This is a genomic window from Peptoniphilus ovalis (assembly GCF_018919265.1).
Taxonomy (GTDB): domain Bacteria; phylum Bacillota; class Clostridia; order Tissierellales; family Peptoniphilaceae; genus Peptoniphilus_A; species Peptoniphilus_A ovalis.
Genome location: NZ_JAHLQO010000001.1, coordinates 298,992 through 323,521 on the forward strand (window position 1 = coordinate 298,992; position 24,530 = coordinate 323,521).

Consider the following 24,530-nt stretch of genomic DNA (forward strand, 5'->3'; position numbering starts at 1 on the left):
CCAGATTAAACTGGGAGATTTTTTTAAATTTGTTCAATTTTTTTGACAATTGGCTCTATATATTTACTAAATTTCTTTACAAAAAATCCAACGAATATGGCAGATATAATTGTTCCTTCTCTTATTCCTTCAATTTTTCCAAGGAAAATCAAAGAAATAATAATTGCAAGACTTACCATAGTTATGTCAAATACCATTTTTATGTCTCCAAAGGTTTTATCTTTAAAATACTTTTTATTAACTGCTTGGATAAACCCTTCAACTGGCATATTTATAAGATTAACTGATAGATAAAAATTAAATCCAATTGCTGTTAATAATACAGACATAAGTATCATTAGAAGACTTCCAAAATAAGTTGGAATTTTAAAATCTCCCACGAAAAATTCTGCATAGTCTATAAAAAATCCAAATAATGTCGAGAATAACAGCTGAGATAGATTATAAATTTTAAATTCATTTTTTAAAATTATAATTTGTAAAATCAACATAATTATAAATAAAACTATGACCATTTTCCCAAGGCTTACATTTATAACTTTACTTACAGTGTATGGAAAGGAATTTATAGGAGTGATTCCAAGCCCTGAATTTAAGGAGATTCTAACTCCAATTGCCATTATAAATAGTCCTAAAATGTATATCAGTGATTTAATAATTATTGTTTTTGCTTTCATCTTTCTTCCCCTAAAATTTTATTTTAAAGATTATACCATATTTTATTAAAAAATTTTACATATATAAAAAAACTCTCTAGAAATTGAGAGTTAATTATTATAGACTTTCTAATTTTTCTTCAAATGGAATTATAATTTTTGAGAATATCTTTACAAAAAATCCTACAAATATAGCACTTAATACTGTTCCTTCTCTTATTCCTTCAAGTCTTCCTAAAAACACAAAGGAAAGAATTATTGCAATTATAACCATTGATACATCGATAACAATTTTAATGTCTCCAAAACTTTTTTGTGGAAGATATTTGTATTTTATAGCTTCTACAAATCCCTCAATGGGCATATTGATAAGTTTTGTTGAAACATAAGTAGTTAGTCCAAGTGCAATTAAAATTATACTTATAAGAAGTAAAATTAAACTTCCAAAGTATGATGGTATTGTAAAATCTCCAATTAAATTTTTTGTAAAATCTGTGAAAAATCCAAATAAATACGAAAAAATAATTTGGCTTAAATTATAAATTTTAAATTCACTTCTTAAAATTAATATTTGCAAAACTAAGATTAAACCAAATATAAAAGTAATCATGTGCCCTAAGTCAAATCCAAAGGAAAGATTTAAAACATAGGGTATGGAATTTATTGGAGAAATACCAAGGCCTGAATTAATTGAAAAACTAACTCCCAAAGCCATTACAAATAAACCCACGATATAAACTATAGATTTAATTAATAATTTCTTTAAATTCAAATAATCATCTCTTTTCTATATATATTATATCACAAAAAATCCCCTGAATTCAGGGGATTAGTTATAATCTATAGGATCTTCGTGTTTCATAAACATGCATCTTATTGCATTTAATGCTGCTATAATCGTTACACCTACATCTGCAAAAATTGCAGCCCACATTGATGCAAATCCTAATGCTCCAAGTATTAACACAATTACTTTAACTCCAATAGAGAAGTAAATATTTTGTTTTACTATTCTAAGACATTTCTTAGAAAGCTTTATTGCAGTTGAAATTTTAAATGGGTCGTCATCCATTAAGATTACATCTGCAGCTTCAATTGCAGCATCAGAACCCATAGCGCCCATGGCAATACCAATATCTGCACGAGTTAGAACTGGTGCATCATTTATTCCGTCTCCAACGAAGGCAACTTTTTTGTTTTCATCATTATTGTTATCAAGAATTTCTTCAAGCTTAGTTACCTTATCTTGAGGAAGAAGTTCTGCATAGTATTTATCTAGACCTAATTCATTTGCCACATCTTCTGCAACTACTTTACTGTCACCAGTAAGCATAATTGTTTCTGAAATTTTATTTTTCTTAAGTGCCTTAATGGCTTGTCTTGAATTTTTCTTTATAGTGTCTGAAATTACAATATGACCTTCGTATTCTCCATTAATTGCAACATGGATAATAGTCCCTGTTTTTTCACAATTGTGCCATTTGATGTCAAATTTCTCCATCATTTTGACATTTCCAACATATACAAGATTTCCATTTACCATGGCAGAAATTCCGTGACCTGCAATTTCTTTTATATCTTCAACTTTGCAATCATCAGCTTCATTTGGGTATGCCTTTCTAAGTGAGTCGGCAATAGGGTGAGTTGAGTATCTCTCAACATGAGCAGCAATGTGAAGAAGTTCTTCAGGAGATTTATCCTCTGGATGAATTGCAGTAACTTCAAATGAACCTTCTGTAAGAGTTCCAGTCTTGTCAAAAATCACCTTGTCAGTTTTTGAAAGAACTTCCATAAAGTTAGAGCCCTTTACAAGGATTCCTTCCTTACTTGCTCCGCCAATTCCAGCAAAAAATGATAAAGGAATTGAAATCACAAGAGCACATGGACATGAAATTATAAGAAAAGTTAATGCTCTATAAATCCATGTAGAAAAATTTGCATCTCCTCTTGTTAAAATTCCAAAAACTGAAGGAAGAATTGCAAGAGCAAGTGCAAGATATACAACTACTGGAGTGTAAATTCTTGCAAATTTCGTAATAAAGTTTTCTGTCTTAGACTTTCTACTTGATGCCTCTTCAATAAGTTCAAGAACCTTTGTAGCAGTTGACTCGCCAAATTCTTTTGTAGTCTTAACTCTAATTACACCTGATAAATTTATTGAACCAGAAAATACTTTACTTCCCACTTCAACATCTCTTGGAAGAGATTCACCAGTTAGGGCTGCAGTATCAAGAGTTGAATGACCTTCAACAACATCACCATCTAGTGGAATTTTTTCACCAGGTTTAATAATTATAATTGATCCAATTTCAACATCATCTGGGTCAACTTCTATTAATTCTCCATTTTCATCTTCAATATTTGCATAATCAGGAGCAATATCCATTAAATCAGAAATTGACTCTCTGCTCTTTCCAACAGCATAGGATTGAAAAAATTCTCCAATTTGATAGAAAAGCATAACGGCAATTGCTTCTACATAGTCGCCGCTTCCGCTATAAATTGCAAGAATTATAGCACCTATTGTGGCAATACTCATAAGTAGTGATTCATCAAAGGGCTGTTTATTTTTTATACCGTGAAGTGCATTTAATAAAATATCATATCCTATTATTAAATATGGAATAAGGTATGCGATAAATCTTGGAAATCCCTCTAAGGGAATAAAGTGAAGAATAACAAGTAGAAGTGCCGAAATAATTATTCTAGTTAAATTTTTCTTTTGCTTCTTATTCATCTTTTTACCTTAAATATAAATTTCACAGTCTCTTTCAACTTTTTTGCAATTCTTTACAACTTCTTGCATAACTTCGTCTTTATCAACGCCATCTTCAAATTCGACTTTCATCTTAAGAAGCATAAAGTTAATATTGCAATCTTTAACTCCTTCTACTTTTTTAGCTTCAAGTTCCATTTTGTCAGCGCAAGCTGCACAATCTACATCAATTTTGTAAGTTTTTTTCATAATATTTTTCTCCTTTTTTATATTTATCAAACGATTAAGCATATATTTAATTGTTTCTAAAATTATAATACACTTTATATTTATAAATGTCAAACGATTAAGCATATATTTAATGAAAAATTTTAAAAAATTTGATAAAATATAAATATAGAGGTGAAGAAAGTGAATTTACCACATAATCATGGCGATAATTTAAATAATTTTAAAAAAATAGAAGATAAAAAAGCAGTTGAGATTTCAGATGCTATGAAACAACTTGGAGACCCGTCAAGACTTCAAATATTTTGGCTACTTTGCCACAGAGAAGAATGCGTAATAAATATAGCAGCCTTTATGGATATGTCATCTCCTGCAGTAAGCCATCATTTGAGAGTATTAAAAATAGCAAATCTTATAGAATCAAGACGTGAAGGAAAAGAAATGTTTTATCACGCAAAGGATAATGAACTTACTCACGCACTTTTAAATGCAACAATAGAATTATCTAAGATTTAAATTTATAAAATAATAATTTTAAATTAAATAATATTTATAGAACTTTTCATTAGAATGAAAAAGTAGCAATTATGTATAAAATAAGCAAAAAAATTGGTCATGCGTAAAAAATTTTCAACTTGTTTGAGCGAGCGAAGCGAGTGAGTTTTGAAAATTTAGCATGACCGATTTTTTTGGACTTACCAGTGCGTCGTGGGGTGTTTTGGGGTGGCTTGGAGGGGCCGCGATTCATGTAAAAAAGCTCTTTATTCAGTCGCTTTTTTACATTCGCATGCATAAGGTTCTTCATCAGTTCATCTTCACTTCGTTCAGATTCACTGTGAAGACCGCTCATCTCGTGACCAGTCACTCGATTCACTACCATTAAAGGTCGATTACAAGACGCCACTAATGCCCCTCCAAATACAATTAATTAACTTATTAAATTTGAAATTTCAAAATTTAAGAAAAATAAAAAATAAAATTTTATTTTAAGCTTTATTATAAAACTTAATAAACAACCCACCTAATACTAACCACACAAAGAAAATAATAAGTGCAGTGTTACCCATATAAGATGGTGCAAATGGTATAAATGTTGATATTACAATAATAGCTGAAATTAATATTGCAAGATAAATTGTAAATTTTCCTCCAGGTGTGACAAAAGATGTATAATAATCCTTGTCTTTTTTTATTATTACAATTAATGATGTACAAGTTAAAAACCAACCAATTACAAAGGCAACAGAGCCAAGATTTGTAAGTGGGTCTATAAATTTAATTCCAACAAAAGGTCCAATTGCTGCAAATATTAAACAAAATAATAGAGCAGTAACTGGAGTGTTATACTCTGCATGTTCGTGTGAAAACATAGAAGGAATCAAATTACTTTTACTCATTGACTGAATTAATTTTGCAGAAGCCATAAACATTCCATTCCATGTGGAGAAAAGTCCTGCAACTGTACCTATTACAATGAGTTTATCTAGTACATATCCAAAAGTTCCACCATAGGCAGCTTCAAGCATTACACCCATTGCAGGCGGTGCTGCAAGTGAATACTCCTTCCAATTTCCAACAGATCCTGTTGAAATAATTACAAGAGAATAAAATATTCCTGCTGCTACAATTGAAAGCACCATGGATATTGCTACGTTTTTAAATTTTTTATTCTCTGCAGTTTCTTCAACAGATTGAGCAATTGTGTCAAATCCTGACATAAAAAATGGTACTACTACAATTATCCCAATCATTCCACCGAAGAATCCGCTGTGAGTTCCCACACCTACATTTTCATAAACTGGCTTTAAGTTTTCAACATCCCCTGCAATAAATGAGAAAATAATTACTAAAACACCAGTTATTATAATAAGTATTGATAAAAATGACTGGAGCTTTGAAGCAAATGTTGAGCCCTTAAAATTAATAAAAAATAAAGCGGCTGCAAGTATAAGTCCCAAAACTATTGATGAAAGTGTGATTGCTTCGCCACCTACATAATATAAAACTCTAGAATCTGATAGTGCTGGAAAAATATCTGTAATTATAGTGTTGATATAAATTGCTTCCCAAGGGAGAATTGTAAGATATGCCAATGCCAAAAACCACGAAGACATAAAAGATAATTTATTTCCAAAGGCTTTTTCAGTGTAGACCATTACTCCTCCACCCTTTGGAAGAGTCGCCAAAAGTTCGCCATGGCATAGTCCAATAGGCACCAGTAAAAGTGTGGCGAGAAGAAAACCAATAAAAGCAGGAATTGGTCCTCCAGCTTGTGCAATCCAGTGATTAGATGACACTGCCCATCCAACTCCAACCATGGAGCCAAAGCCAAGCATGAAAAAATCTAAATATCCCATGTCGCCCTGTTTTCTGTTCTGTCTAATTTTTAGAATGTTTTTAATATTGGGGAAGTTTTTCTTATTCCCTCTTTTTGCTTTTCCCATAGGTTCACCTCATTTGTATGGGTTTTATTATAATTATCTTATACCCAAAATATAAAAATACCCCAAGGTTTTCCCTGGGGTAATAATTATTTTAAAGTTTTTCCAAATTCATCAGCTTTTTTAACAGCTTCAATAAATTTATCTTCAGATAATTTATCTTTAGAAACTTGCCATTCTTGAGTAGCAACTACCTTTGGCATCATAATATCTAAATCTTCAATCTTTAGACCAATATCAGAAAGAGTAACTGGAAGAGAAAGTTTTTTATTAAACTTTGCAAATTTTTCAAGACCTTTAGAGTCCTCATCATATGCTTTTAACACTAGAGTACCAAAGGAAACAACTTGACCGTGAAGATAAGTTCCTTCTCTTTTAACAGAAGTTGAAGCATTGTAGAATGCATGAGCAAGAGAAGAATTGTAATAATAATCTTCTTGATCAGTTAAATTAGAAGTATAACCTGTATTTATGCAAATATCGATTACAATTTCTGTAACAGCTCTAGTAATTTTATTATTTTTAAAATCTTCTAAAGCCTTCTCGCCGTATTCAAAAAATGGATAGTCACAAGACTTTGCAATACTAATTCCCATTTTAGCAATGTAGTCTAGGTCTTCGCCCCTTGAAGAAAATAGCACTTCAGATTGTTTACTAAGACCATCGCCAATACCTGCCCAAAAATATTCATAAGGAGCATTTACAATAGTTTCGATTTCAATAAAGTTGTGAACTGGAGCTTCAACAGTTTCATATCTCTTTAAGCTGCCATCTTCGTTATAAACAACTGCAACAGATGTGGAAGACGAACAGTTTGAACAAATTGTAGGAAAAGAAATGCAAGGCTTATTCAAAAACTTTGCAAGAGCTTTACAAGTATCAATGGATTTTCCACCACCAATGGCAAAAATAACATCGGCATTTTTGATTTCATCTTTTTCCATTAATTTTTCAATATTTTCATCAGTACATTCCTTGCCGTAGATGAATTCACCATTAATATTAATGTCAGAATTTTCTAACTCTTTTCTAATTTTTGAAGAAACAGCATTTAAAGCCCTTTTTCCACCAACAAGAACCACGCTATCATACTTGTAGCCCTTTAAAATTTCGGTAAGACCATCGTATCCACTTTCACTTAAACTGTAATTAGTAAGTTTCATTGTTCTCATAATTATCACTCTTCTTCCCTTAAATAAATTTTTTATCATTATAACACTTTTTTTAAAAAATTTCTTTGGAGACATATAGATTCTTTAAGAATACTAATATTTAAACATTAATATTTCAAAAATGTAATTAAATATGTTAACTTTGCAATTTTGTATAAAATAAGCAAAAATAATTCCCTTGCGTTAAAAATTTTCAACTTGTTTGAGCGAAGCGAGTTTTGAAAATTTAGCAAGGGTATTATTTTTGGACTTTCAGTGCGTGTGGGGTGTTTTGGGGTGGCTTGGAGGGGCCGCGACTCATCTAAAAAAGCTCTTTATTCAGTCGCTTTTTTACATTCGCATGCATAAGGTTCTTCATCAGTTAATCTTCACTTAGTTCAGATTCACTGTGAAGACCGTTCATCTCGAGACCAGTCACTCGATTCACTACCATTAAAGGGGCATTACAAGACGCCCCTAATGCCCCTCCAAATAAAAATAAAATTTCAATTTTTAAAATAATTTTCAATTTAATAAAATTAACTAAATTTACTTTGCCCAATTTTTTGAATATTCTATAGCTTCATGCCATCTCTTCATTTTTTTATTTCTTGTTTCTTCATCCATTTCTGAAATAAAAACTCTATCTACATCTGTTTTTTCTCTAAGTTCTTCTTTATCTTTCCAAAATCCAACAGAAAGTCCTGCCATATAGCATGCACCCAAAGCTGTAAGTTCTACAAGTTTTGGTCTTTTGACCTCAACATCAACTATATCTGATAAAAAAGACATCAAGAAATTATTTTTGCTCACGCCGCCATCTGCTTTTAATGATTTTAATTTTGTGTTTGAATCTTCTTCCATTGCATTGATTACATCTGCTGAAAGATAGGCAAGAGACTCAAGTGCTGCCCTAACTATGTGGTATTTGCTAACAGATGCAGTCAGTCCAATTATTGCTCCTCTTGCGTATTGATCCCAATATGGTGCACCAAGTCCTGTAAATGCTGGTATAAAGTAGACATCTTCAGTATCATTTACCTTGCTTGCCATGTATTCTGAATCATCAGCCTGGTCGATTATTCTGAGATTATCTCTTAGAAAATCTATTGCAGATCCTGCTTCAAATATTGATCCTTCAAGTGCGTAGGTTATCTTTCCGTCAATTGCCCATGCAATTGTAGAAACAAGTCCATTTTTTGATTGCACAAGTTCCTTTCCAGTATTCATCAAAATAAATGCGCCAGTTCCATAAGTTGCCTTTGCAAGTCCTCTCTCAAAGGAAGCAGTTCCAAAAAGTGAAGATTGCTGGTCGCCTATTGCAGATGAAATTGGAATTTCGCATCCCAAATATTTTGATTTACTGTGTCCATAAACTTCACTTGAATTTCTAATTTCAGGAAGCATTGACTTAGGGATTTTAAAAAGTTCTAGGAGTTCATCATCCCATTTATTTTCGTTAATATTAAAAAGCATAGTTCTTGAAGCGTTGGTGTAGTCTGTGATGTGGACTTCGCCATCTGTTAATTTATAAATCAAATAACTTTCAACTGTGCCAAATAATAGCTCACCCTTTTCTGCCTTTTCTCTTGCACCTTCAACATTTTCAAGTATCCATCTGATTTTTGTAGCAGAAAAATATGGGTCGATTACAAGTCCAGTTTTATCTTCAATCATTTTGCCATAGCCTTTATTTTTTAGCTCCTCGCAATAATCAGCAGTTCTCTTACATTGCCAGACAATTGCGTTATAAATCGGGTCCCCTGTATTTTTGTCCCACACAATTGTAGTTTCTCTTTGGTTGGAGATTCCAATTGCAGCAATTTCCTTTGGGTCAATATCTTTTTTAATCATCGCTTCTACTGCAGTACCAATTTGCTTTGACCATAAATCTTCTGGCTCTTCCTCAACATAGCCAGGCTTTGGAAAGTGCTTGATTAAGTCCCTTTGTGCCATAGAGACGATATCTGCGTTTTTATCAAAAATTATAGTTCTAGCAGAAGTAGTTCCTGCATCAAATGCCATTATGTATTTTTTCATATTATCACCATTTCAATTATACCAAATATAAAGATTAAAAAAGCTGACTTCATTATAAAAGTCAGCTAAAGATTATTTTTTCTTTTTTGATTTTTTTGTATTTTTTGCCTTTATTTCTTTTTTCTCTGCATCTTTTTCAGCAGTCACATTTTCATTTTCTTTAAGCATTACAAAAGATCCAAAGAATGCGAAAATATAAACTCCAAAGAATGCAAGTTGTTTCAAAAGACTACTCTTGATTTGTGAAATTTCTGCTGCAGTTGCTCCTGTTATATTTGTGTATCTGTAATAAGAGATTCCTGCAAAGATTATTGCAAATATTATTATTGCAGAGAGCGATAATTTCGTGTCCTTATATCTCTTTTCGCTTACAAATAGTACAACAATAAGTGCAAATAATATTACCATTACAAGAAGTATTGCAGTTGTTTTAAAATTAAATACTTCTACGAAATTTAGCTTATCAAGTCTATAGTATTTTACAATTAAGTATAGCACTGCTAAGGCTGAGGCAGCCAATGTATATAAGAGAAAGGTTTTTCTTTCTTTTGTCATTTTTCCTCCTAATTATCCAGTTCTTGCAAATTATATTTCTCAATTACAGAAATTATCTTGTTGGCATATTTTGGGTCAGTTGCATAGCCTGCTTTCATTATTGAATGGGCTGCTTCTGTGTAGTTTGTTGCTTTTTTTACTTCTTTATATCTATCAGCTTTAGTTAAAAGTTTTGCATAATGCTCGAAGGATTCCTGTTTGGAACTGTATTTTTTAAAGCTTTCAAGGTATCTTCCGCTTTCGCCATCTACATACTCTTCTGTTTCATAAACTACGCCTTCGCCCTTTTTAATTTCCTTTATGCCAAAGTAATTATTGTACTTCTTTGAAAGTTCAGATCTTCCCCAATTGCTTTCAAGCACTGATTGAGCAAGCATCACAGAAGGAAAAAGTCCATATCTCTTGGCAGTTTTTGTTGCAACTTCCTTTGTGCTTTCCAGATATTCTTCTCTGTAATTAAGGTTTTTAAGTCCCTCATTATCCCTTGTTTTTAAAATATTTACAAATATTGATATTGCAAAAAGTGCAATGAAAAATAAAGCAATAATTGAGATACATCCACAGCCTGTTTTAAATGCTTTCATTTTTTAACTTCTTCATATAATTTGCTAATTTTTTTATTTAAAATTGGATGATAGTAAGTTGGAATTAGCTCATTTAGTGATTCTAAGACAAATTCTCTCTCCTCGATAAATGGATGAGGTACTATTAATTCATCGGTGTAAATTATTTCTCTATCAACAAATAATACGTCTAGGTCAATTGTCCTAGGTCCCCACTTTTTAATTCTAACTCTATCAAGATCGATTTCGATTTTTTGTAAGATGTGAAGCACATCAATTGGGTCTTCGAAACTTTCAACTTTTACAACTCTGTTTAAAAAATCTGCTTGGTCTTCAACTCCCCAGGCCTTTGTTTCTATTACGCTAGATTTATCTAAGATTTTAAGACCAGCCTTTTCCATTTCTTCAAGGGCTTTTTCAAGATATTCTTCTCTATTTCCCATATTTGTGCCCATTCCAATATAGAAATGTCTTTTCTTTTTAAATAGTCTAACAGAGGCTGTGTCTAGTGGAAGATTAATTGGAGCCCAAGGTTTTTTAATTTCAACCTCAACTGTCTTAGCAATTTCATAATTGTCAAAAATATGTTTTACAAGTTTATATACAAGTGTCTCAATTAAATCCTCTGTCTTTTCTGTAAAAACTTCCTTTAATTCATGAGATAATTTTCCATAATCAATAGACTTATCTAAATCATGAGAAATTGCACAATCTCTAAAGTTTAATCCAATTTCTGCACTTATTAAAAATTTTTGGCCTAGTTTTTTTTCTTCTTCAAATAGGCCATGATTTGCGTAAACTTCTAAATCTTTTACTTTTATAAAATCCATATTGCTCCCATCAGTATTTAATGAAGTGGTTTTTCTTTTCATAACTCCAGTTGCACTCATCATAGGCAGGGCATCTAAAGCAAGCTCTAGATAATTTGTCCGCCCTATAGAAAATGTTGAAAAATTCATCTTCAGAAGGCTCTTTTGTCCTGTGGTAAGATATACATTCTAAGATTCTATTTTTTTCATCTTCTGTAAAGTCTGTTAGTTCTAAGATTTCTCTTGCAATAGGAACTGAAGCTATGGCGTGATTTATCCCTTCTTTGATTTCTGTAACTCTTCCAAGGTCGTGTAAAAGTCCTGTTGAATAAACCATGTCTTTAGAAACATCCACATCTTCTTCAAGTTTTAAAATATAACAAATTCTTGCAACTGAAATAAAGTGCTCGTAATTATGTCTGCAGAAAAATCTGTCCCTTTCTAGATACTCCAGTTCGTTTAAATATTTATTATAAATTTCACTTAATACAATTTTATTTGTTTCTTTTAAATCAAAATCATTTATCAAAATTCAATCAACCTATATGCTTCGGCTCTTTTATTTTCATCAGTTTCTAGAACTCCTCTGTAAACAGAAGTTACAGTTTTAGAGCCAGGTTTTTTAACTCCACGCATATTCATGCACATATGCTCAGCTTCTACAACAACTAAAACTCCCTTAGCATTAAGATATTTCATCATTGCATCAGCAATTTCAATATTAAGTCTTTCTTGGAGTTGAGGTTTTCTTGCATAAGTTTCAACAGTTCTAGCAAGTTTAGAAAGACCTGCAACTCTATTATTAGGAATATAAGCTATGTGAGCCTTGCCAAAAAATGGTAGGAAGTGGTGTTCGCACATTGAAAAGAATTCAATATCCTTTACAACTACCATATTGTCTTCAACTATTTCAAAGGTCTTTGAAAGATGTTCTTCTGCAGTTTTGCCAAGACCAGAGAAAATTTCTTCATACATTCTGGCAACTCTATCAGGAGTTTCTACAAGGCCTTCTCTTGTTTTGTCTTCGCCGACAGCTTCAATTATCATTTCTACAGCTTTTTTAATTTTTTCTTTATCCATTAAATAAAATCTCCTCATTTTTACATTTTTACATTGTAAAATTATATTCATTATTATAGCATATAAAGCTAACAAAGATAACAATTTCCCCAAATCACATAGGTTTTTAGCATTATATGTTTTTATACCCATAATTTACAATTAAAACATAATTTGATACAATAAATTTCGAGGTGTATAATGAAAAAATTACTCATTTACTTATTTGCGTTAACCTTACTCCTTCCAAACTTTATTTTTGCAGAAGAAGAAAATTCAGATGCAAATGCAGATAATAAGGTAGAGCAAGTATTAGAAGTAGACCCAAATCTAGTAAGAGATAAAGGCATATTGGTGCCAACGGACAAGGGAATACAACAGGCAAATCAAGTAGAGCTAAATAAAATAAATGAACTTTCAAAACTTCCCTTGGAAAGTTTGACAAAGTCCTACCTACTGGGAGATTATAAATCAGGAAAAATTTTAGAAGGATATAATATAGACGAAGTGCGCGCAATGGCCTCAACATCTAAGCTTGTCTCAATATTTGTAGTCTTTGACAAAATTAAAGACGGCACAATAAAGCTTGAAGATGAAGTTACAATTGACCACGAAGTAGCAAGCCTTACAGGATCTTCTTATAAATTAAAAGAAGGCGATAAGACAACTGTAAGAAACCTAATAGAAGCGGCAATGGTAGTATCAGGAAATGATGCAATAACTGCACTTGCAAAGCATGTGGCAGGAACTACAGATAACTTTGTAAAAATGATGAATGATAAGTGCGCTGACTTAGGACTAAAAAATGCTCACATGGTAAATCCAACAGGACTTACAAATTATGAGATAGAAGACTATAACAAGATGACTACAAGAGAAATGTTTGTACTTGCATCAGAACTTTTGAAATTTTATCCAGAAATACTAGAATATACAAAAATTGAAAAAATCGAAGACCCTGCTAGAAATTATATAGACTACAATACCAATCCAATCCTTGGAATAGTGCCAGAGATAGATGGACTTAAAACAGGATATACAAATGCATCGGGAAGATGTGTAATCGCAACTGGAGAAAAAAAAGCAGTAGATGAAAAAACAAAGGACATGAGACTTATTGGAATCACAATGGGATCAAGGGGAAACTTTGAAAGATTTGTGGCATCAAAAAGACTTATGCAAGATGGATTTGAAAACTACTCCTATAGAGCAATTGGAAATACCAATGAGCCACTAAGAACAATAGAAATCAAAAATTCTCAAGATGATGAAATACCTATTTATCAAAAAGAACTTGGATATGCACTTCTAGAAAATGATGAAAAACTAAAAGAAATCGTAGAGATAGATGAAAACTTAGTAGCGCCAATAGAAGCAGGAACATCAATTGGTAAAATTTCCTATTACAAAAATGACAACTTAATTTACAGTTCAGATATAATAGTTAAGGACAAAGTTTTTGAAAAGGGGATAATAAATAAATTTAAAAGAGTATTTGAAGAAATATTTATAAATATAGAAAAAGCAGCTTAAGTAATCAAGCTTAAGCTATATGTCTGCGTAGCTCAGCTGGATAGAGCGTTCGCCTCCTAAGCGAAAGGCCGTGGGTTCGACTCCCGCCGCGGACGCCACACTCACCTAGAAATAGGTGAGTTTTTTTAATTTAAATTAAAAAATAGAGCACAAAGCCCTTTATAAAAACTAAAACAAAAATGTTTTTTTAAATTTTATCTATATTTTTAACTTTAAGGCATGGGTCCCTTGTTTTTAACTAAAAAATTTAAAAAAGGAGGACACGAACCATGAATCTTGATAAGTTAGATGAAAAACAAATAGAATTTTTAAAAATAAAGAAGCTTGAAGGACTTGCAAAAACAACACTAGATGGGTATTACAAGATATTTTTAAATGTAAATACTTTTGCAAGACTTGAATATGAAAAACCATTAAAATTAAAATTTCAGTTACTTGACTATTTTACAAACATAAGCAATAACAAAAACACAACATTTAATGCCAAAAGAAAAGGTTTAAATACATTTTTTAATTATCTAATTACACAAAATGTAGTTAGCACCAATCCAATTAAAGAACTTCAAATTAAGAAGAGAAAAGAAAACACCTACCCACGCCCTTGCTCAAGTGAAGAATTAAAAGAGTTTTTAAAGGTAATTGATATTAACACATACGCAGGTTTAAGGGATTATACATTCACTATTCTAATTGCTGATACTGGCGTAAGACCAGCAGAAGCAACGAGATTGAGAGAAAAACACATAAATATAGCAAATTCTTTGTTAGAGCTAGACGAAAGCATAACAAAGACATCAAAACCACGCATATTGCCTTTGTCAAAACTAGTTTTAGATAATCTATTAAAATTATTAGAACTGAACCAAGATTTTTGGAACAGTGATTCACTTTTCTTAACAAGCGATGGGAGAGAAATGACAACAGTAAATTTTCAGCGAAGATTTGTAAAACATAGTAAGGCATCTGGGGTTAAAATAACACCCTATCAACTTCGTCATTTCTTTGGAACAGAGTACCTTAAAAATCCTAGTGGTAATCTAATATATTTGCAAAACCTAATGGGTCATTCTGATATTAGTATGACTAAAAAATACATCGGAATAGATAAAAAAGCTTTAGAAAACAATCACAAAATAGCAACACCCTTAAATCTGATACTTGAGAGAAACACAAGAGTAAGAAAATTATTTAAAAATAAGTAAAAATAATTACAAATAATACTAACAAATAACCCTCACATTTTTAAAAATAAAATATCTTTATGCAGAGAGCATTTTAACTCAAAAAATATATAAACTAGTATAAAAATATGCAAAAGTTAGGAATAATATTTTTAATTAACCCTCACAATTTAATAAAAAATTAGAAAGTTAGTATTAATATTTTTTCCTATCCCTAACAATTTAAAAAAGTTAGGATTAAAAAAATTAAATAACACTAACTTTTAAAAATAAGGATTAAAAATATTCATTAACCCTAACAAAAATTAACTTCCAAAAAGGTAGATGCTAAGAGTAAAAAGAAAACTAAAGGGTTTAAAACATAAATGTAAAGCAAAAATATTAAACAAACAAAAATTTTAAAAATTTTTTTACTAGATATAATCTACATTTACACAAAAATCGGCTAAAAAAAACATCAAAAAAGAAGGACATTTTTAAAAAAGAGGTAGTATAGTTAGGTGATAAAATTATATAAATTTAAACAAAGATAAAAATAAAAGAATTGGCAGACATAGACAGGGATAAAGTGCGTAATAAATAAAGAAATAATATAAAGATTAAATAGAGAAAAATAGAGACTGCATAAAGAATTAAGAGACAAAAATAAAAAATAAAAACGAGCCACATAACTCACCTTATAAAAATATTAAACAAATTCTAACTAAAACATACTTTTGCAAGATTTCCCTAATGTTCAGCTGTTTTACTTAATCTTCAGTAGGATTTTAAATAAATTTAAGATATAATCAAAATATACATAATTTATAAAAGAAAGGAAAATAAAAATGAATAAAAAAATATTAACAAGTATAGTTCTTGCATCTGCTCTACTTGCACCACAAACAATACTAGCAAAAGGATTTAAAGACGTGCCAAAAAACGCTTGGTACCACAACACAATAACAGAACTCTCTGACAAAGGCATAATAACAGGTTACGAAGATAACACATTCAAACCAAACAAAAAAGTAACATACGCAGAATTTCTAACACTCTTAAACAACAAAATAGGACAAAAACAAGCCCAAAACACAGACCCGAACAAACTATGGTACAAAGACACATTTGACTATTTAAAACAAAATGGAGTAATAGAAAAAATAGAAAACCCAAATGCAGAAATACCAAGAAAAGAAATGGCAAAATACCTAGCGAAAGGGTTAGAAAAGTTGCAAAACGAAAAACAAAACACAAAAGCCCCAGAAAAAATAAAAGACTTCAATACAATCGAAGAAGCATACAAACCATACGTAGCAACAGGGGTAAACCTAGGAATCCTAACAGGAGATGAAAACGGAAACTTCCACGCAGAAGACTCATTAACAAGAGCAGAAGCAGCAACAATAATAAAGAACCTAGACAAATACAAAGCACAAAAACAAGAACCACAAAAACCACAACCACAAACAAATGACGGAACATATGGAGGAATAGCAATAAAAGGGGTAGACACATTCTTTGGAAAACCATACGAAATCCCAAAATGGATAATGGATAAATACCCACAAAACAGACAAATAGTCCATGACCCACAAGTAAACCTAACAGAAGAAGATTACAAAGATGAAAAAGAATGGAAAATAATCGACAAGGAACTTCTACAAAAATATGGAATGAGTTATATAGAAGAAGTAGAAAAGAAAATAAACAATCCAGAATCAGATGGTGGAAATAGTTATGAAAGATTTTCAGGAAGAGTAGTAAATGATGCAATAGCAACACATTTAGATAATATGGAAACAACAAAAAAATTCCTAGAAGAAAACCCAGGTTACAGTACGTTCGACTAATCAAACGAGCCACACGAACACAAAATTAATCATAATTATTCACAATTAATCACACTTAACTCAAAAACACTCTAAAAGCATCTATGAGTACCAGTTTTAGAAGTATGTTATTTAGAAAAAAAGCACAAATAATCATTTAATTATTTGTGCTTTTTAAATGCTCATAATACAAAACGATACACACGAAACCAACATAACTCAAAACAATAAAAATAAATAAAATAATATACAAAAAAGTATACAATCTGATATAATAAAAACAAAAGGAGGTATGAAAAATGCAAACATATAGTTACAGAGATGTATCAGATTGGTTTTTATCAAAAGAGTCAATGTCACCAAAAAAACTACAAAAACTCACATATTATAGTGAAGCATGGTCAAATGCATTATTCAAAGAATCATTAATAAACGATACAAGCTTCGAAGCATGGGTACATGGACCAGTATCTCCAGAATTATACAAAGATTACAAAGAATATGGTTGGAATGAAATACCACAAAAACCAGATAACAGTAAAAGATTTATAGATAAAGTAATCGAATTATTAGAATCAGTATGGGAAACATATGGGGATAAATCAGCGAACGAATTAGAAGCACTAACACATCAGGAATACCCATGGATAAAAGCAAGAGAAGGTTATAAAGAACTTGAAAACTCAAATGCAAAAATAGAACCAGAAGTAATGGGAGAATACTATAGAAGCATATATATAGGTGGCTAATGCGTAGACTTACAAATAAAAACAAAACAGATAAAAAAGGAACACAATTAACCAATAGAAAAACTAAACCATTTAGAATAGCAATATGTGGTAGCCTAGAAAATAAGTTTGATTTTAAAGAATTAGATAATAGAGCAATAAAGCAATTTCATAAATTCATAGAAGAAACGATAGGAAAAAATCTAACAATAACCGAAGTAGATAAACAATATTTAAGAACAAAAGGTACTATAAAAGAAGAAAAATTTGTACATGGCGAAAAAAGAGACATAATGCATTATGGAAAAGATGAGAAGCCTTTTAGAATATTTGGTTACTATAATACAGATAGCTATTTCACAATAACAAGGTTAGACTCAAAACACAAAACACATAAAGAATAAACGAGCCACACGATACAAAATGAACCAAAACCCAAAGCACAAATAATTATTTAATTATTTGTGCTTTTTAAATGCTCATTATCCAAAACGATACACACGAAACCAAACCCACATAAAAACAAACTAAACCAAAAATAGAAATAAAAACCAAAATAAACTATAATAAAAAATAAGCTAAGAAATTAACATAAAAATAAAAGAGGAGGAATTTAATTGGAAGGAAAAAGTAGAAAAACAAGAATACTCACATTCCTACTAGCAGTCTTAATGCTAATAACAAGTATGCCTTTATACCTATTAGCAGCAGAAGACTCATCAGGTGTGGGTGGATATAGCAGTCCAGGTTTTAAACCAACAGTACAAAAACCTTGGATAAAAATAAGTGAAAATGATTCATACAGATTAACACTATATAGAGCAGATACCAAAAAAGATATGAATAAAGGTAAAGCAACAAAAATAGGTAAATCAGTATTATACCCAGCAAAAGGAAAAACAGTACCAACAGATGCAGCAACAAGTGGAAAAAGTGTGTTCGAGTATCATGGTGGAGAAAAACAACCTACAAAATTACTAAAAATAAAAAACAACTTAGCATATAGAATACCACTAGACGCAGAAACAAAAGCACAAGAATTATTTATGCAAGGTTTCAAAGACGAAGAAGGTAAAAGTGAGTACATAAAATCAAAAATGCTAACATTTGAAAATGCAACAGGATGGACAGATGAATACATAGCAGGAATATTTGGAGAAAAAGCAAAATATAAAGGTTTAATTGAACTAGCAGGAGATGCAGGAAACGCATCAGCAGTAGTAAATGAAGATGGAACAATAAAAAAAGGATTCTTCAAAGTATATATAGAACCAGTAATGGCATTTAAAGACGGAACAATATCAACATACAAAGACTTAACATCAAAACAAGAATTTGATGCTTGGAAAGGTAATAAGAAACTCGCAATGTCAATGAAAGACTTAATCTATTGGCAAGCTTCCCTATATTCAGCATATAACGATTTAAACGCAGCAACAGTACCAGGGTTATTATCTTGGGCAGTATCAGGAACAGCAAACGCAATACACTTATCAAAACCACAAAAAGAAATAAACATGGTAGCTCATACAGGTGGTTTAATAAGCAATACAGACCCATTAAAAATAAAACAACTAATGCAACCATATTCCAAAGGTGCAAAAATACCAGCATCAGAAAGAGCATTTGACTCAATGGGTGTAGGTATATATGAAATAAAACAAGATGAAGGAAAACCAATAGAAGACAGACCAAACCAATTCGACATATACTATTACGAAGAAAAACTAGAAAAAGACAAAAAGAATCAATGTGATGGTGGTTGGGATAAAGAAAAACAAATATGGAACATATGTGAACCAGAAGATGAAGGTTATACATACGTAGAATATTGTGTAACAGAATCAGACAACCCATTAGGAAAATCACCACAAGACTTAAAAACACCACATCCAGACTGTAAAACAGTACCAAGAAAAGATAGACCACCGGTACCATTAAAACCAAATGAAAATATAATAGTGAAATGGAAAAAAGACAAACCAAAAAAAGAAGAACAAGAAACAAGAAACTACAAATTCACAGTGCCTGAATGGAGATTAAATAGGTATGTTAAGGATATGGATATAGCTTAATAGCTTTTATTTTTTTGTCTAAAAATAGTTAAAGTTTTTGATGGATTAAATTGGTTTGGACCAATCTGTCGCCTTCAAAATTACCCCAAATTTAAGTTTTAAATATTTTGCTATGGAATTATACCTCTTTGTATTTAAAAAGGTTTAAAATTGATTCAAGAGAAATTGCTGAAAACCTCATAAATTAGCGGTTTTTGATGATTTATCGAATGTAGTGGAGATGCTAAAAGAGAAATTTAATGTTTTTATATTAGAAAAGGGTTAATCAATGTGGCTCGTTTGGGTTTTGATATATTTTAACTAGTTTTAATTAAAATTTATCTTGAAACTACAAATCTTGCAAAATTACATTTAATTAGCATCAATTAAAGCATTTTTTAAAATAAAAGTCGCTCAATCTCCTTATATTATCTACATAAATTAAGATTATTGAATTTTAAAAATCCTACTTTTCTTAATTCTTATCTGCTTTATCTCCTAATTTTTATTTAAAAAATGGTTGAAATAACAATAAAGATAAATAAACTAAGCTATTTTTAAAATTTAAAATAGAGTTTTTAGTAGACTATATTTAGAATTTAAAATGCTTTTTAATAAAATAATTAGATTTTTATTAGATTATAATTAATAAATTAAGCGTTTTAAATAAAATTAATCAGAAAATACAATTCTTACAAAATTCTTAATCTACTAGCATTAATTAAAGTGGTTTTTTATATAAAAACTTGCTCAATCCTCTTTTATTATCTATTTAATTTAGCATTTTTATATTTTAAAAATCCTATTTTTATAAATTCTTATCTGCTTTATTCTCTACTTTTTATTTAAAAAATAGCAAAAATAACAATAAACATAAACAAATAAAGCTATTTTAAAAAATTTAAAATAGCAATTTTAGTAGATTATATTTAACTTTTAAATGGGTTTTTAATAAAATAATTAGGTTTTTATTAGATTATTATTAATAAATTAAGCGTTTTAAATAAAAATAATTTAGAATAACAAATCTTGCGAAATTCTTAATCTACTAGCAATAATTAAAGTGTTTTTAATTTTAAAAGTTGCTCTATTATCTTTTGTCATCTACTTATTTTAGTGTTTTTTGAAATAATTATCTTTGTATTTATAGTCTACAATTTATTATTTTAGGCTTTTTTAAATTAGAAAAGGGTTAAAATCGTGTGGCTCGTTTAGTTTTATTAGATTTTAACTAAAATAAATAAAACTACAAATCTTGCAAAAACAAATCCACAACAAACTTTATCAGCAATTTTTTAAAATAAAACCATAAATTTCCTTTTTATAATCAAACTTTTAATAGTTGTAACGGTTTTTGTAACAAATTTAAAAATACCTAATTTCCTATTTCCCATTTGCTTTTTCCCTTGGTTTTTAACTATGTTTGTAATGCTTTGTATCGTTTTTGTAACGCCTTTTAATCTCTGTAAGCATTGTAAATACTAGATGTAACATTTTTTGTAAGAAATTTAATAAAGATAGAAATTTTAATTAATTGATATTTTTTATTTAAATCATACAAAATTTAATTAATAGACTTTTTAATTAAAAAACGTTACAAAATTAAGAAAAAGCAGATGAGAAAAGAGAAAAGACGCATTTAAAAAGAATTACAAAATGTTACAAAAAGCGTTACAAGTTAGAAAAGTAAGATAATATAAGGATTTAGAAGAATCAAAAAACGTTACAAAATATTACAAAAACCACCAATTTTAAAAAATGGTGGTTAATTTTGGTTTAATGTAGATTTTGCAAGATTTGTAAATATTAATTAAGTTATAAGCTATAAAGAAAATGTAGAAATTGTTGAATCTATTATATCATCTGTAATTCCAATGTATTTGAGCGTTATTGATGGAGCACTGTGATTGAAAATCTGCTGTAAAACAGCAACATCTTTAAAAGTCTGGTAGTGATGATAACCAAAGGTTTTTCTAAGGGTATGTGTTCCAATATTTTGTATTCCAAGTTCATTTCCAACAGATTTAAGAATATTATATGCTTGAATCCTGCTAATTGCCTTTTTATTCCCATTACTATCTTTCTTGTTACTAGTAATTAAAAAATCATCTTCTGTTAATTTTTCTTTGCTAATATATGTTTTTAACTCATTTTTTAGGTTGGTATTAATCAAAAATCTTTTGTACTTCCCAGTTTTCTGTTCTTTAATGCTTATATGTGTATCTATTACATCTAAAACTTTAAGCTTTAGTATATCCCCTATTCGCAACCCTGTATTCAGTCCAATCACGCACATTATGTAGTATTTATCCCCTCTTTCCTTTAATTTATTTTTAAAATCTTCCAGTAGTCTCTTATTTCTAATCGGCTGCACTATATTCATAAAATTTCTCCCCCTTTTCACTACAGGTATACCATCATAAAAATTTAATTTCTACTTTGTTATGTAAAATTTTTGAGCATATTTTAACAACACAAATCAAATAAAAATCAAAATTTTAATTCTAGTAAGCATTTACAAGGGTTACAGAAGCTAACACTTTGTATATTTTGTTAAATTTTCAAATGATTTAATGAAAAATATATTTTTTATCACAAAATTATCACAAATTCTTAGAAGTAGTTTAGCAAATACTGCAATTCTCATACGTAGAGCGGAAATTCACTATTAAAATATATATTTTTTAAAAAAAATTTTTTAAATAGCCTCAATTTCCTTTCTACAAAAGAGATTTGATTAACTTTAGTCAAACATTGCAAAACTATAATATATAGTGTCAATTCCCGCACTACAAAAGGGAATTGGAGGTATTTCAAAACGCTATTTTCCCTTGAAATTTCAATGTTTAAACGGATTGATTAGTGGAAATAAATTTGGTAACATTATGATACAAAAAGTTAAAGAAATATAAAAGCGGTGAAAAAGGAAATTAAAAAAATAATTACTATTTGTAAATTGAGGTGGTAAATATGTAGATTTAAAAATAATAAGAAAAGAAATAATGCTAAAAATTAAGAAAGGAGAAAAAACATTATGCAAGAACAAAACAAAAAAGATTTTTTAGAAATAAAAGATATAGAAAGAATTTATAGACTTAAGAGGAGAGCAATAAATAAGATTTTAAAAACAGAAGATATAAGAATAATTACAGGCGGAAAAGGTATGAAATATAGGATAAATAAAAAGGATTTTGAAGATTTTATGGAGGGGAAATTACGAAATGAATAAGAGAAATTTGAAAGGTATAGACGAGATATTAATTTATGATGTTGAAGTATTTAAATTCAATACAATAATTGTATTTAAGCAGTATAACAAACCAGGATATTGTGTTTTTGAAGATGATTTTAGAGATTTGAAAGATTTGATAAAAAATAAAGTTCTAGTTGGTTTTAATAATTACAGATACGATGACTATATTTTATCTGCAATATTAGAAGGTAAAACGCAAGAATATATAAAGCAACTAAATGATTATATTATTTCTGGTGGAGATATGAGAGACTTAGAGGTTGGAAACACATTCTATAAATTAAACACACTGGACACGATGCAAGAATTAAACAATAGAATATCTCTTAAAGAATTTCAAGCAAACAAAGGGCTTAGTATAGAGGAAAGCCCGATTGATTTTAATTTAAATAGACCTTTGAACGATAGAGAGAAAGAACTAGTAAAAAGTTATTGTATACACGATGTTTATTCTACAGAAATTTTATTTGAAGAAAGAATAGATTCATATTTTAGACCGAAACTAGAATTAGTTAAAATGACAAATAAAAGTTGTAATAAATGGAATACTACAACTATTGCCGCAGAAATTTTAACTAACGGACATAAATTATTTAATTGGGAATATCTAAGAGTTGATAAAAAATATTTGGAACTTGTACCAGAAGAAGTTTTAGATTATTGGATAAACAATGCTAAATATGTTGTAAATAATAATAAAGTTGAAAGTTTTAAATATTTAGAAGATGGTTATGAACTTGTATTTGGTTTTGGTGGATTACACTTTGGGAATAAAACAATAGCACAAAATGTGGTTTTACTTGATGTAAGCAGTATGTATCCGAACATAATAATTAATAACGATTTCTTAGGTTTTGAAACATTAGCGTATAGAAAAATATTAGCAGAAAGAATGATAGCAAAAAATGAAAATGATTTAAATCGAAGTAATGCTTTAAAACTAATTTTAAATAGTGTTTATGGTAATTTTAAAAACAAATATAGTAATTTATATAATCCGCACGCGGGTGTAAGTACTTGTATAACTGGACAAATAGCAATTTATGATTTATTCAGAAGATTAAAGAAATATGGGGAAATAATAAATATAAATACTGATGGTATTGCATTTGTCCCAAAAAACAATTTATGGAAGAAAGCATCTATGGACTGGACGCTATATTGGCATTTAGAATTAATAGAAAAGCACTACTCAAAATGGATACAGAAAGACGTTAATAATTATATTGCACAAGAAGTTAATGGAAAAATTGTAACAAAAGGAACAGATGTAAATAATTTTGAATACAATCCTTTGGGAAAAGTTAAACACAATATAGTAGATTTATGCTTAGTAAATTATTTTTTGCAAGATATAACCATTGCAGAAACAATAAAAAATAACTTAAATGACCCTAAATTATTCCAAATAATTTTAAAAACTTCTAACAAATTTGCTGCAACGGTAGATGAGAACAAAGTTATAAGAAATAAAGTAAATAGAGTTTTTGCTTCTAAAATTGGAACACATTGTTTAAAAAGATTAAGAAATGATGGAAATTTTTCTAAATTTCCAGATGCTCCAAATAAGATGTTAGTTTTTAATGATTCTTTAGACAATTTAGATATAAATAAATTTAAAGAAATCTTAGATACAGAATATTATTTAGAATTAGCAAATAAAAAGTTAAAAAATTGGCCAGTTAAAAATGTTATAAAGCTTAAAGATAATACTTCAAAACTAAGAGAAATAGAAAGGATGATTATATAAAA

22 protein-coding genes and 1 tRNA gene are annotated in these 24,530 nt (G+C 29.6%); 10 read left to right on the forward strand and 13 right to left on the reverse strand.

Annotation, left to right across the window (positions count from 1 at the left end; all coding sequences use genetic code 11):
- Window positions 1–23: 23 nt before the first annotated feature.
- The 4 genes from KQI68_RS01365 to KQI68_RS01380 all read right to left on the reverse strand — a co-directional run bounded on the left by KQI68_RS01365 (window position 24) and on the right by KQI68_RS01380 (window position 3,621).
- A complete protein-coding gene (locus tag KQI68_RS01365; protein ID WP_216548248.1) occupies window positions 24–677 on the reverse strand; it encodes a YczE/YyaS/YitT family protein in 654 nt (217 codons plus the stop codon).
- Window positions 678–774: 97 nt separating this feature from the next.
- Window positions 775–1,428, reverse strand: a complete 654-nt coding sequence (locus KQI68_RS01370) for a YczE/YyaS/YitT family protein (RefSeq protein ID WP_216548250.1) — start codon at window positions 1,426–1,428, stop codon at window positions 775–777.
- Between the two features lie 57 nt (window positions 1,429–1,485).
- On the reverse strand, window positions 1,486–3,393 hold the full coding sequence (locus KQI68_RS01375) for a heavy metal translocating P-type ATPase (RefSeq protein WP_216548252.1): 1,908 nt from the start codon (window positions 3,391–3,393) through the stop codon (window positions 1,486–1,488).
- A gap of 9 nt (window positions 3,394–3,402) precedes the next feature.
- On the reverse strand, window positions 3,403–3,621 hold the full coding sequence (locus tag KQI68_RS01380; RefSeq protein ID WP_216548254.1) for a heavy-metal-associated domain-containing protein: 219 nt from the start codon (window positions 3,619–3,621) through the stop codon (window positions 3,403–3,405).
- Between the two features lie 162 nt (window positions 3,622–3,783).
- Here KQI68_RS01380 and KQI68_RS01385 point away from each other — a divergent pair, with 162 nt between their 5' ends.
- A complete protein-coding gene (locus KQI68_RS01385; RefSeq protein WP_216548256.1) occupies window positions 3,784–4,116 on the forward strand; it encodes an ArsR/SmtB family transcription factor in 333 nt (110 codons plus the stop codon).
- 470 nt (window positions 4,117–4,586) lie between these two features.
- Here KQI68_RS01385 and KQI68_RS01390 read toward each other — a convergent pair whose 3' ends face one another.
- The 8 genes from KQI68_RS01390 to folE all read right to left on the reverse strand — a co-directional run bounded on the left by KQI68_RS01390 (window position 4,587) and on the right by folE (window position 12,239).
- Entirely contained in the window at window positions 4,587–6,044 is a 1,458-nt protein-coding gene (locus KQI68_RS01390; protein ID WP_216548257.1) for an APC family permease, read from the reverse strand.
- A gap of 86 nt (window positions 6,045–6,130) precedes the next feature.
- The gene (locus KQI68_RS01395) at window positions 6,131–7,252 is read right to left on the reverse strand and encodes an iron-containing alcohol dehydrogenase family protein (RefSeq protein WP_246541202.1); all 1,122 of its coding nucleotides are present in this window, start codon (window positions 7,250–7,252) and stop codon (window positions 6,131–6,133) included.
- Window positions 7,253–7,741: 489 nt separating this feature from the next.
- Window positions 7,742–9,232 (reverse strand): glycerol kinase GlpK, encoded by a 1,491-nt coding sequence (glpK, locus tag KQI68_RS01400; protein WP_216548258.1) that lies wholly within the window; start codon window positions 9,230–9,232, stop codon window positions 7,742–7,744.
- 72 nt (window positions 9,233–9,304) lie between these two features.
- Window positions 9,305–9,787: a hypothetical protein gene (locus tag KQI68_RS01405; protein WP_216548259.1), complete on the reverse strand. Its 483-nt coding sequence runs from the start codon at window positions 9,785–9,787 to the stop codon at window positions 9,305–9,307.
- Between the two features lie 8 nt (window positions 9,788–9,795).
- Window positions 9,796–10,371: a glycoside hydrolase family 73 protein gene (locus KQI68_RS01410; protein ID WP_216548260.1), complete on the reverse strand. Its 576-nt coding sequence runs from the start codon at window positions 10,369–10,371 to the stop codon at window positions 9,796–9,798.
- Complete coding sequence (folK, locus tag KQI68_RS01415) at window positions 10,368–11,222, reverse strand: 2-amino-4-hydroxy-6-hydroxymethyldihydropteridine diphosphokinase (protein WP_343221635.1); 855 nt, start codon at window positions 11,220–11,222, stop codon at window positions 10,368–10,370. Before folK ends, KQI68_RS01410 begins: the two co-directional genes overlap by 4 nt.
- Window positions 11,191–11,688: an HD domain-containing protein gene (locus KQI68_RS01420; RefSeq protein ID WP_246541203.1), complete on the reverse strand. Its 498-nt coding sequence runs from the start codon at window positions 11,686–11,688 to the stop codon at window positions 11,191–11,193. Before KQI68_RS01420 ends, folK begins: the two co-directional genes overlap by 32 nt.
- Entirely contained in the window at window positions 11,685–12,239 is a 555-nt protein-coding gene (folE, locus tag KQI68_RS01425) for a GTP cyclohydrolase I FolE (protein ID WP_216548261.1), read from the reverse strand. Before folE ends, KQI68_RS01420 begins: the two co-directional genes overlap by 4 nt.
- A gap of 180 nt (window positions 12,240–12,419) precedes the next feature.
- On the opposite strand from folE, the gene KQI68_RS01430 reads away from it, so the two are divergent.
- The 7 genes from KQI68_RS01430 (at window position 12,420) to KQI68_RS01460 (ending at window position 19,546) form a co-directional block, all read left to right on the forward strand.
- Window positions 12,420–13,751: a D-alanyl-D-alanine carboxypeptidase family protein gene (locus KQI68_RS01430; RefSeq protein ID WP_216548263.1), complete on the forward strand. Its 1,332-nt coding sequence runs from the start codon at window positions 12,420–12,422 to the stop codon at window positions 13,749–13,751.
- A 21-nt stretch (window positions 13,752–13,772) separates the two neighbouring features.
- Window positions 13,773–13,849 (forward strand) — tRNA-Arg (locus KQI68_RS01435).
- A 171-nt stretch (window positions 13,850–14,020) separates the two neighbouring features.
- Window positions 14,021–14,953, forward strand: a complete 933-nt coding sequence (locus KQI68_RS01440) for a tyrosine-type recombinase/integrase (protein ID WP_216548265.1) — start codon at window positions 14,021–14,023, stop codon at window positions 14,951–14,953.
- Window positions 14,954–15,759: 806 nt separating this feature from the next.
- Window positions 15,760–16,764: an S-layer homology domain-containing protein gene (locus KQI68_RS01445; protein ID WP_216548267.1), complete on the forward strand. Its 1,005-nt coding sequence runs from the start codon at window positions 15,760–15,762 to the stop codon at window positions 16,762–16,764.
- 278 nt (window positions 16,765–17,042) lie between these two features.
- Entirely contained in the window at window positions 17,043–17,492 is a 450-nt protein-coding gene (locus tag KQI68_RS01450; protein ID WP_216548269.1) for a Panacea domain-containing protein, read from the forward strand.
- On the forward strand, window positions 17,492–17,875 hold the full coding sequence (locus KQI68_RS01455) for an MAG6450 family protein (protein WP_216548271.1): 384 nt from the start codon (window positions 17,492–17,494) through the stop codon (window positions 17,873–17,875). The genes KQI68_RS01450 and KQI68_RS01455 overlap by 1 nt, the downstream gene beginning before the upstream one ends.
- A 267-nt stretch (window positions 17,876–18,142) precedes the next feature.
- The gene (locus tag KQI68_RS01460; RefSeq protein ID WP_216548273.1) at window positions 18,143–19,546 is read left to right on the forward strand and encodes a hypothetical protein; all 1,404 of its coding nucleotides are present in this window, start codon (window positions 18,143–18,145) and stop codon (window positions 19,544–19,546) included.
- 1,801 nt (window positions 19,547–21,347) lie between these two features.
- Here KQI68_RS01460 and KQI68_RS01465 read toward each other — a convergent pair.
- The gene (locus KQI68_RS01465) at window positions 21,348–21,908 is read right to left on the reverse strand and encodes a site-specific integrase (RefSeq protein WP_216548275.1); all 561 of its coding nucleotides are present in this window, start codon (window positions 21,906–21,908) and stop codon (window positions 21,348–21,350) included.
- A 651-nt stretch (window positions 21,909–22,559) separates the two neighbouring features.
- Here KQI68_RS01465 and KQI68_RS01470 point away from each other — a divergent pair.
- Both KQI68_RS01470 and KQI68_RS01475 read left to right on the forward strand, forming a co-directional pair.
- A complete protein-coding gene (locus KQI68_RS01470) occupies window positions 22,560–22,754 on the forward strand; it encodes a helix-turn-helix domain-containing protein (RefSeq protein WP_216548277.1) in 195 nt (64 codons plus the stop codon).
- Window positions 22,747–24,528 (forward strand): hypothetical protein, encoded by a 1,782-nt coding sequence (locus tag KQI68_RS01475; RefSeq protein WP_216548278.1) that lies wholly within the window; start codon window positions 22,747–22,749, stop codon window positions 24,526–24,528. The genes KQI68_RS01470 and KQI68_RS01475 overlap by 8 nt, the downstream gene beginning before the upstream one ends.
- Window positions 24,529–24,530 lie beyond the last annotated feature (2 nt).

What these genes read in the sequence shown, in the direction of transcription:
- KQI68_RS01450 (WP_216548269.1), top strand. Translation starts at nt 17,043, where the DNA reads ATGCAAACATATAGTTACAGAGATGTATCAGATTGGTTTTTATCAAAA.
- KQI68_RS01465 (WP_216548275.1), bottom strand. Translation starts at nt 21,908, where the DNA reads ATGAATATAGTGCAGCCGATTAGAAATAAGAGACTACTGGAAGATTTT.
- KQI68_RS01470 (WP_216548277.1), top strand. Translation starts at nt 22,560, where the DNA reads ATGCAAGAACAAAACAAAAAAGATTTTTTAGAAATAAAAGATATAGAA.
- KQI68_RS01410 (WP_216548260.1), bottom strand. Translation starts at nt 10,371, where the DNA reads ATGAAAGCATTTAAAACAGGCTGTGGATGTATCTCAATTATTGCTTTA.
- KQI68_RS01390 (WP_216548257.1), bottom strand. Translation starts at nt 6,044, where the DNA reads ATGGGAAAAGCAAAAAGAGGGAATAAGAAAAACTTCCCCAATATTAAA.
- KQI68_RS01475 (WP_216548278.1), top strand. Translation starts at nt 22,747, where the DNA reads ATGAATAAGAGAAATTTGAAAGGTATAGACGAGATATTAATTTATGAT.
- KQI68_RS01405 (WP_216548259.1), bottom strand. Translation starts at nt 9,787, where the DNA reads ATGACAAAAGAAAGAAAAACCTTTCTCTTATATACATTGGCTGCCTCA.
- KQI68_RS01380 (WP_216548254.1), bottom strand. Translation starts at nt 3,621, where the DNA reads ATGAAAAAAACTTACAAAATTGATGTAGATTGTGCAGCTTGCGCTGAC.
- KQI68_RS01430 (WP_216548263.1), top strand. Translation starts at nt 12,420, where the DNA reads ATGAAAAAATTACTCATTTACTTATTTGCGTTAACCTTACTCCTTCCA.
- KQI68_RS01455 (WP_216548271.1), top strand. Translation starts at nt 17,492, where the DNA reads ATGCGTAGACTTACAAATAAAAACAAAACAGATAAAAAAGGAACACAA.
- KQI68_RS01365 (WP_216548248.1), bottom strand. Translation starts at nt 677, where the DNA reads ATGAAAGCAAAAACAATAATTATTAAATCACTGATATACATTTTAGGA.
- glpK (WP_216548258.1), bottom strand. Translation starts at nt 9,232, where the DNA reads ATGAAAAAATACATAATGGCATTTGATGCAGGAACTACTTCTGCTAGA.
- KQI68_RS01395 (WP_246541202.1), bottom strand. Translation starts at nt 7,252, where the DNA reads ATGATAAAAAATTTATTTAAGGGAAGAAGAGTGATAATTATGAGAACA.
- KQI68_RS01440 (WP_216548265.1), top strand. Translation starts at nt 14,021, where the DNA reads ATGAATCTTGATAAGTTAGATGAAAAACAAATAGAATTTTTAAAAATA.
- KQI68_RS01460 (WP_216548273.1), top strand. Translation starts at nt 18,143, where the DNA reads ATGCTAATAACAAGTATGCCTTTATACCTATTAGCAGCAGAAGACTCA.
- folK (WP_343221635.1), bottom strand. Translation starts at nt 11,222, where the DNA reads ATGAAAAGAAAAACCACTTCATTAAATACTGATGGGAGCAATATGGAT.
- folE (WP_216548261.1), bottom strand. Translation starts at nt 12,239, where the DNA reads ATGGATAAAGAAAAAATTAAAAAAGCTGTAGAAATGATAATTGAAGCT.
- KQI68_RS01445 (WP_216548267.1), top strand. Translation starts at nt 15,760, where the DNA reads ATGAATAAAAAAATATTAACAAGTATAGTTCTTGCATCTGCTCTACTT.
- KQI68_RS01375 (WP_216548252.1), bottom strand. Translation starts at nt 3,393, where the DNA reads ATGAATAAGAAGCAAAAGAAAAATTTAACTAGAATAATTATTTCGGCA.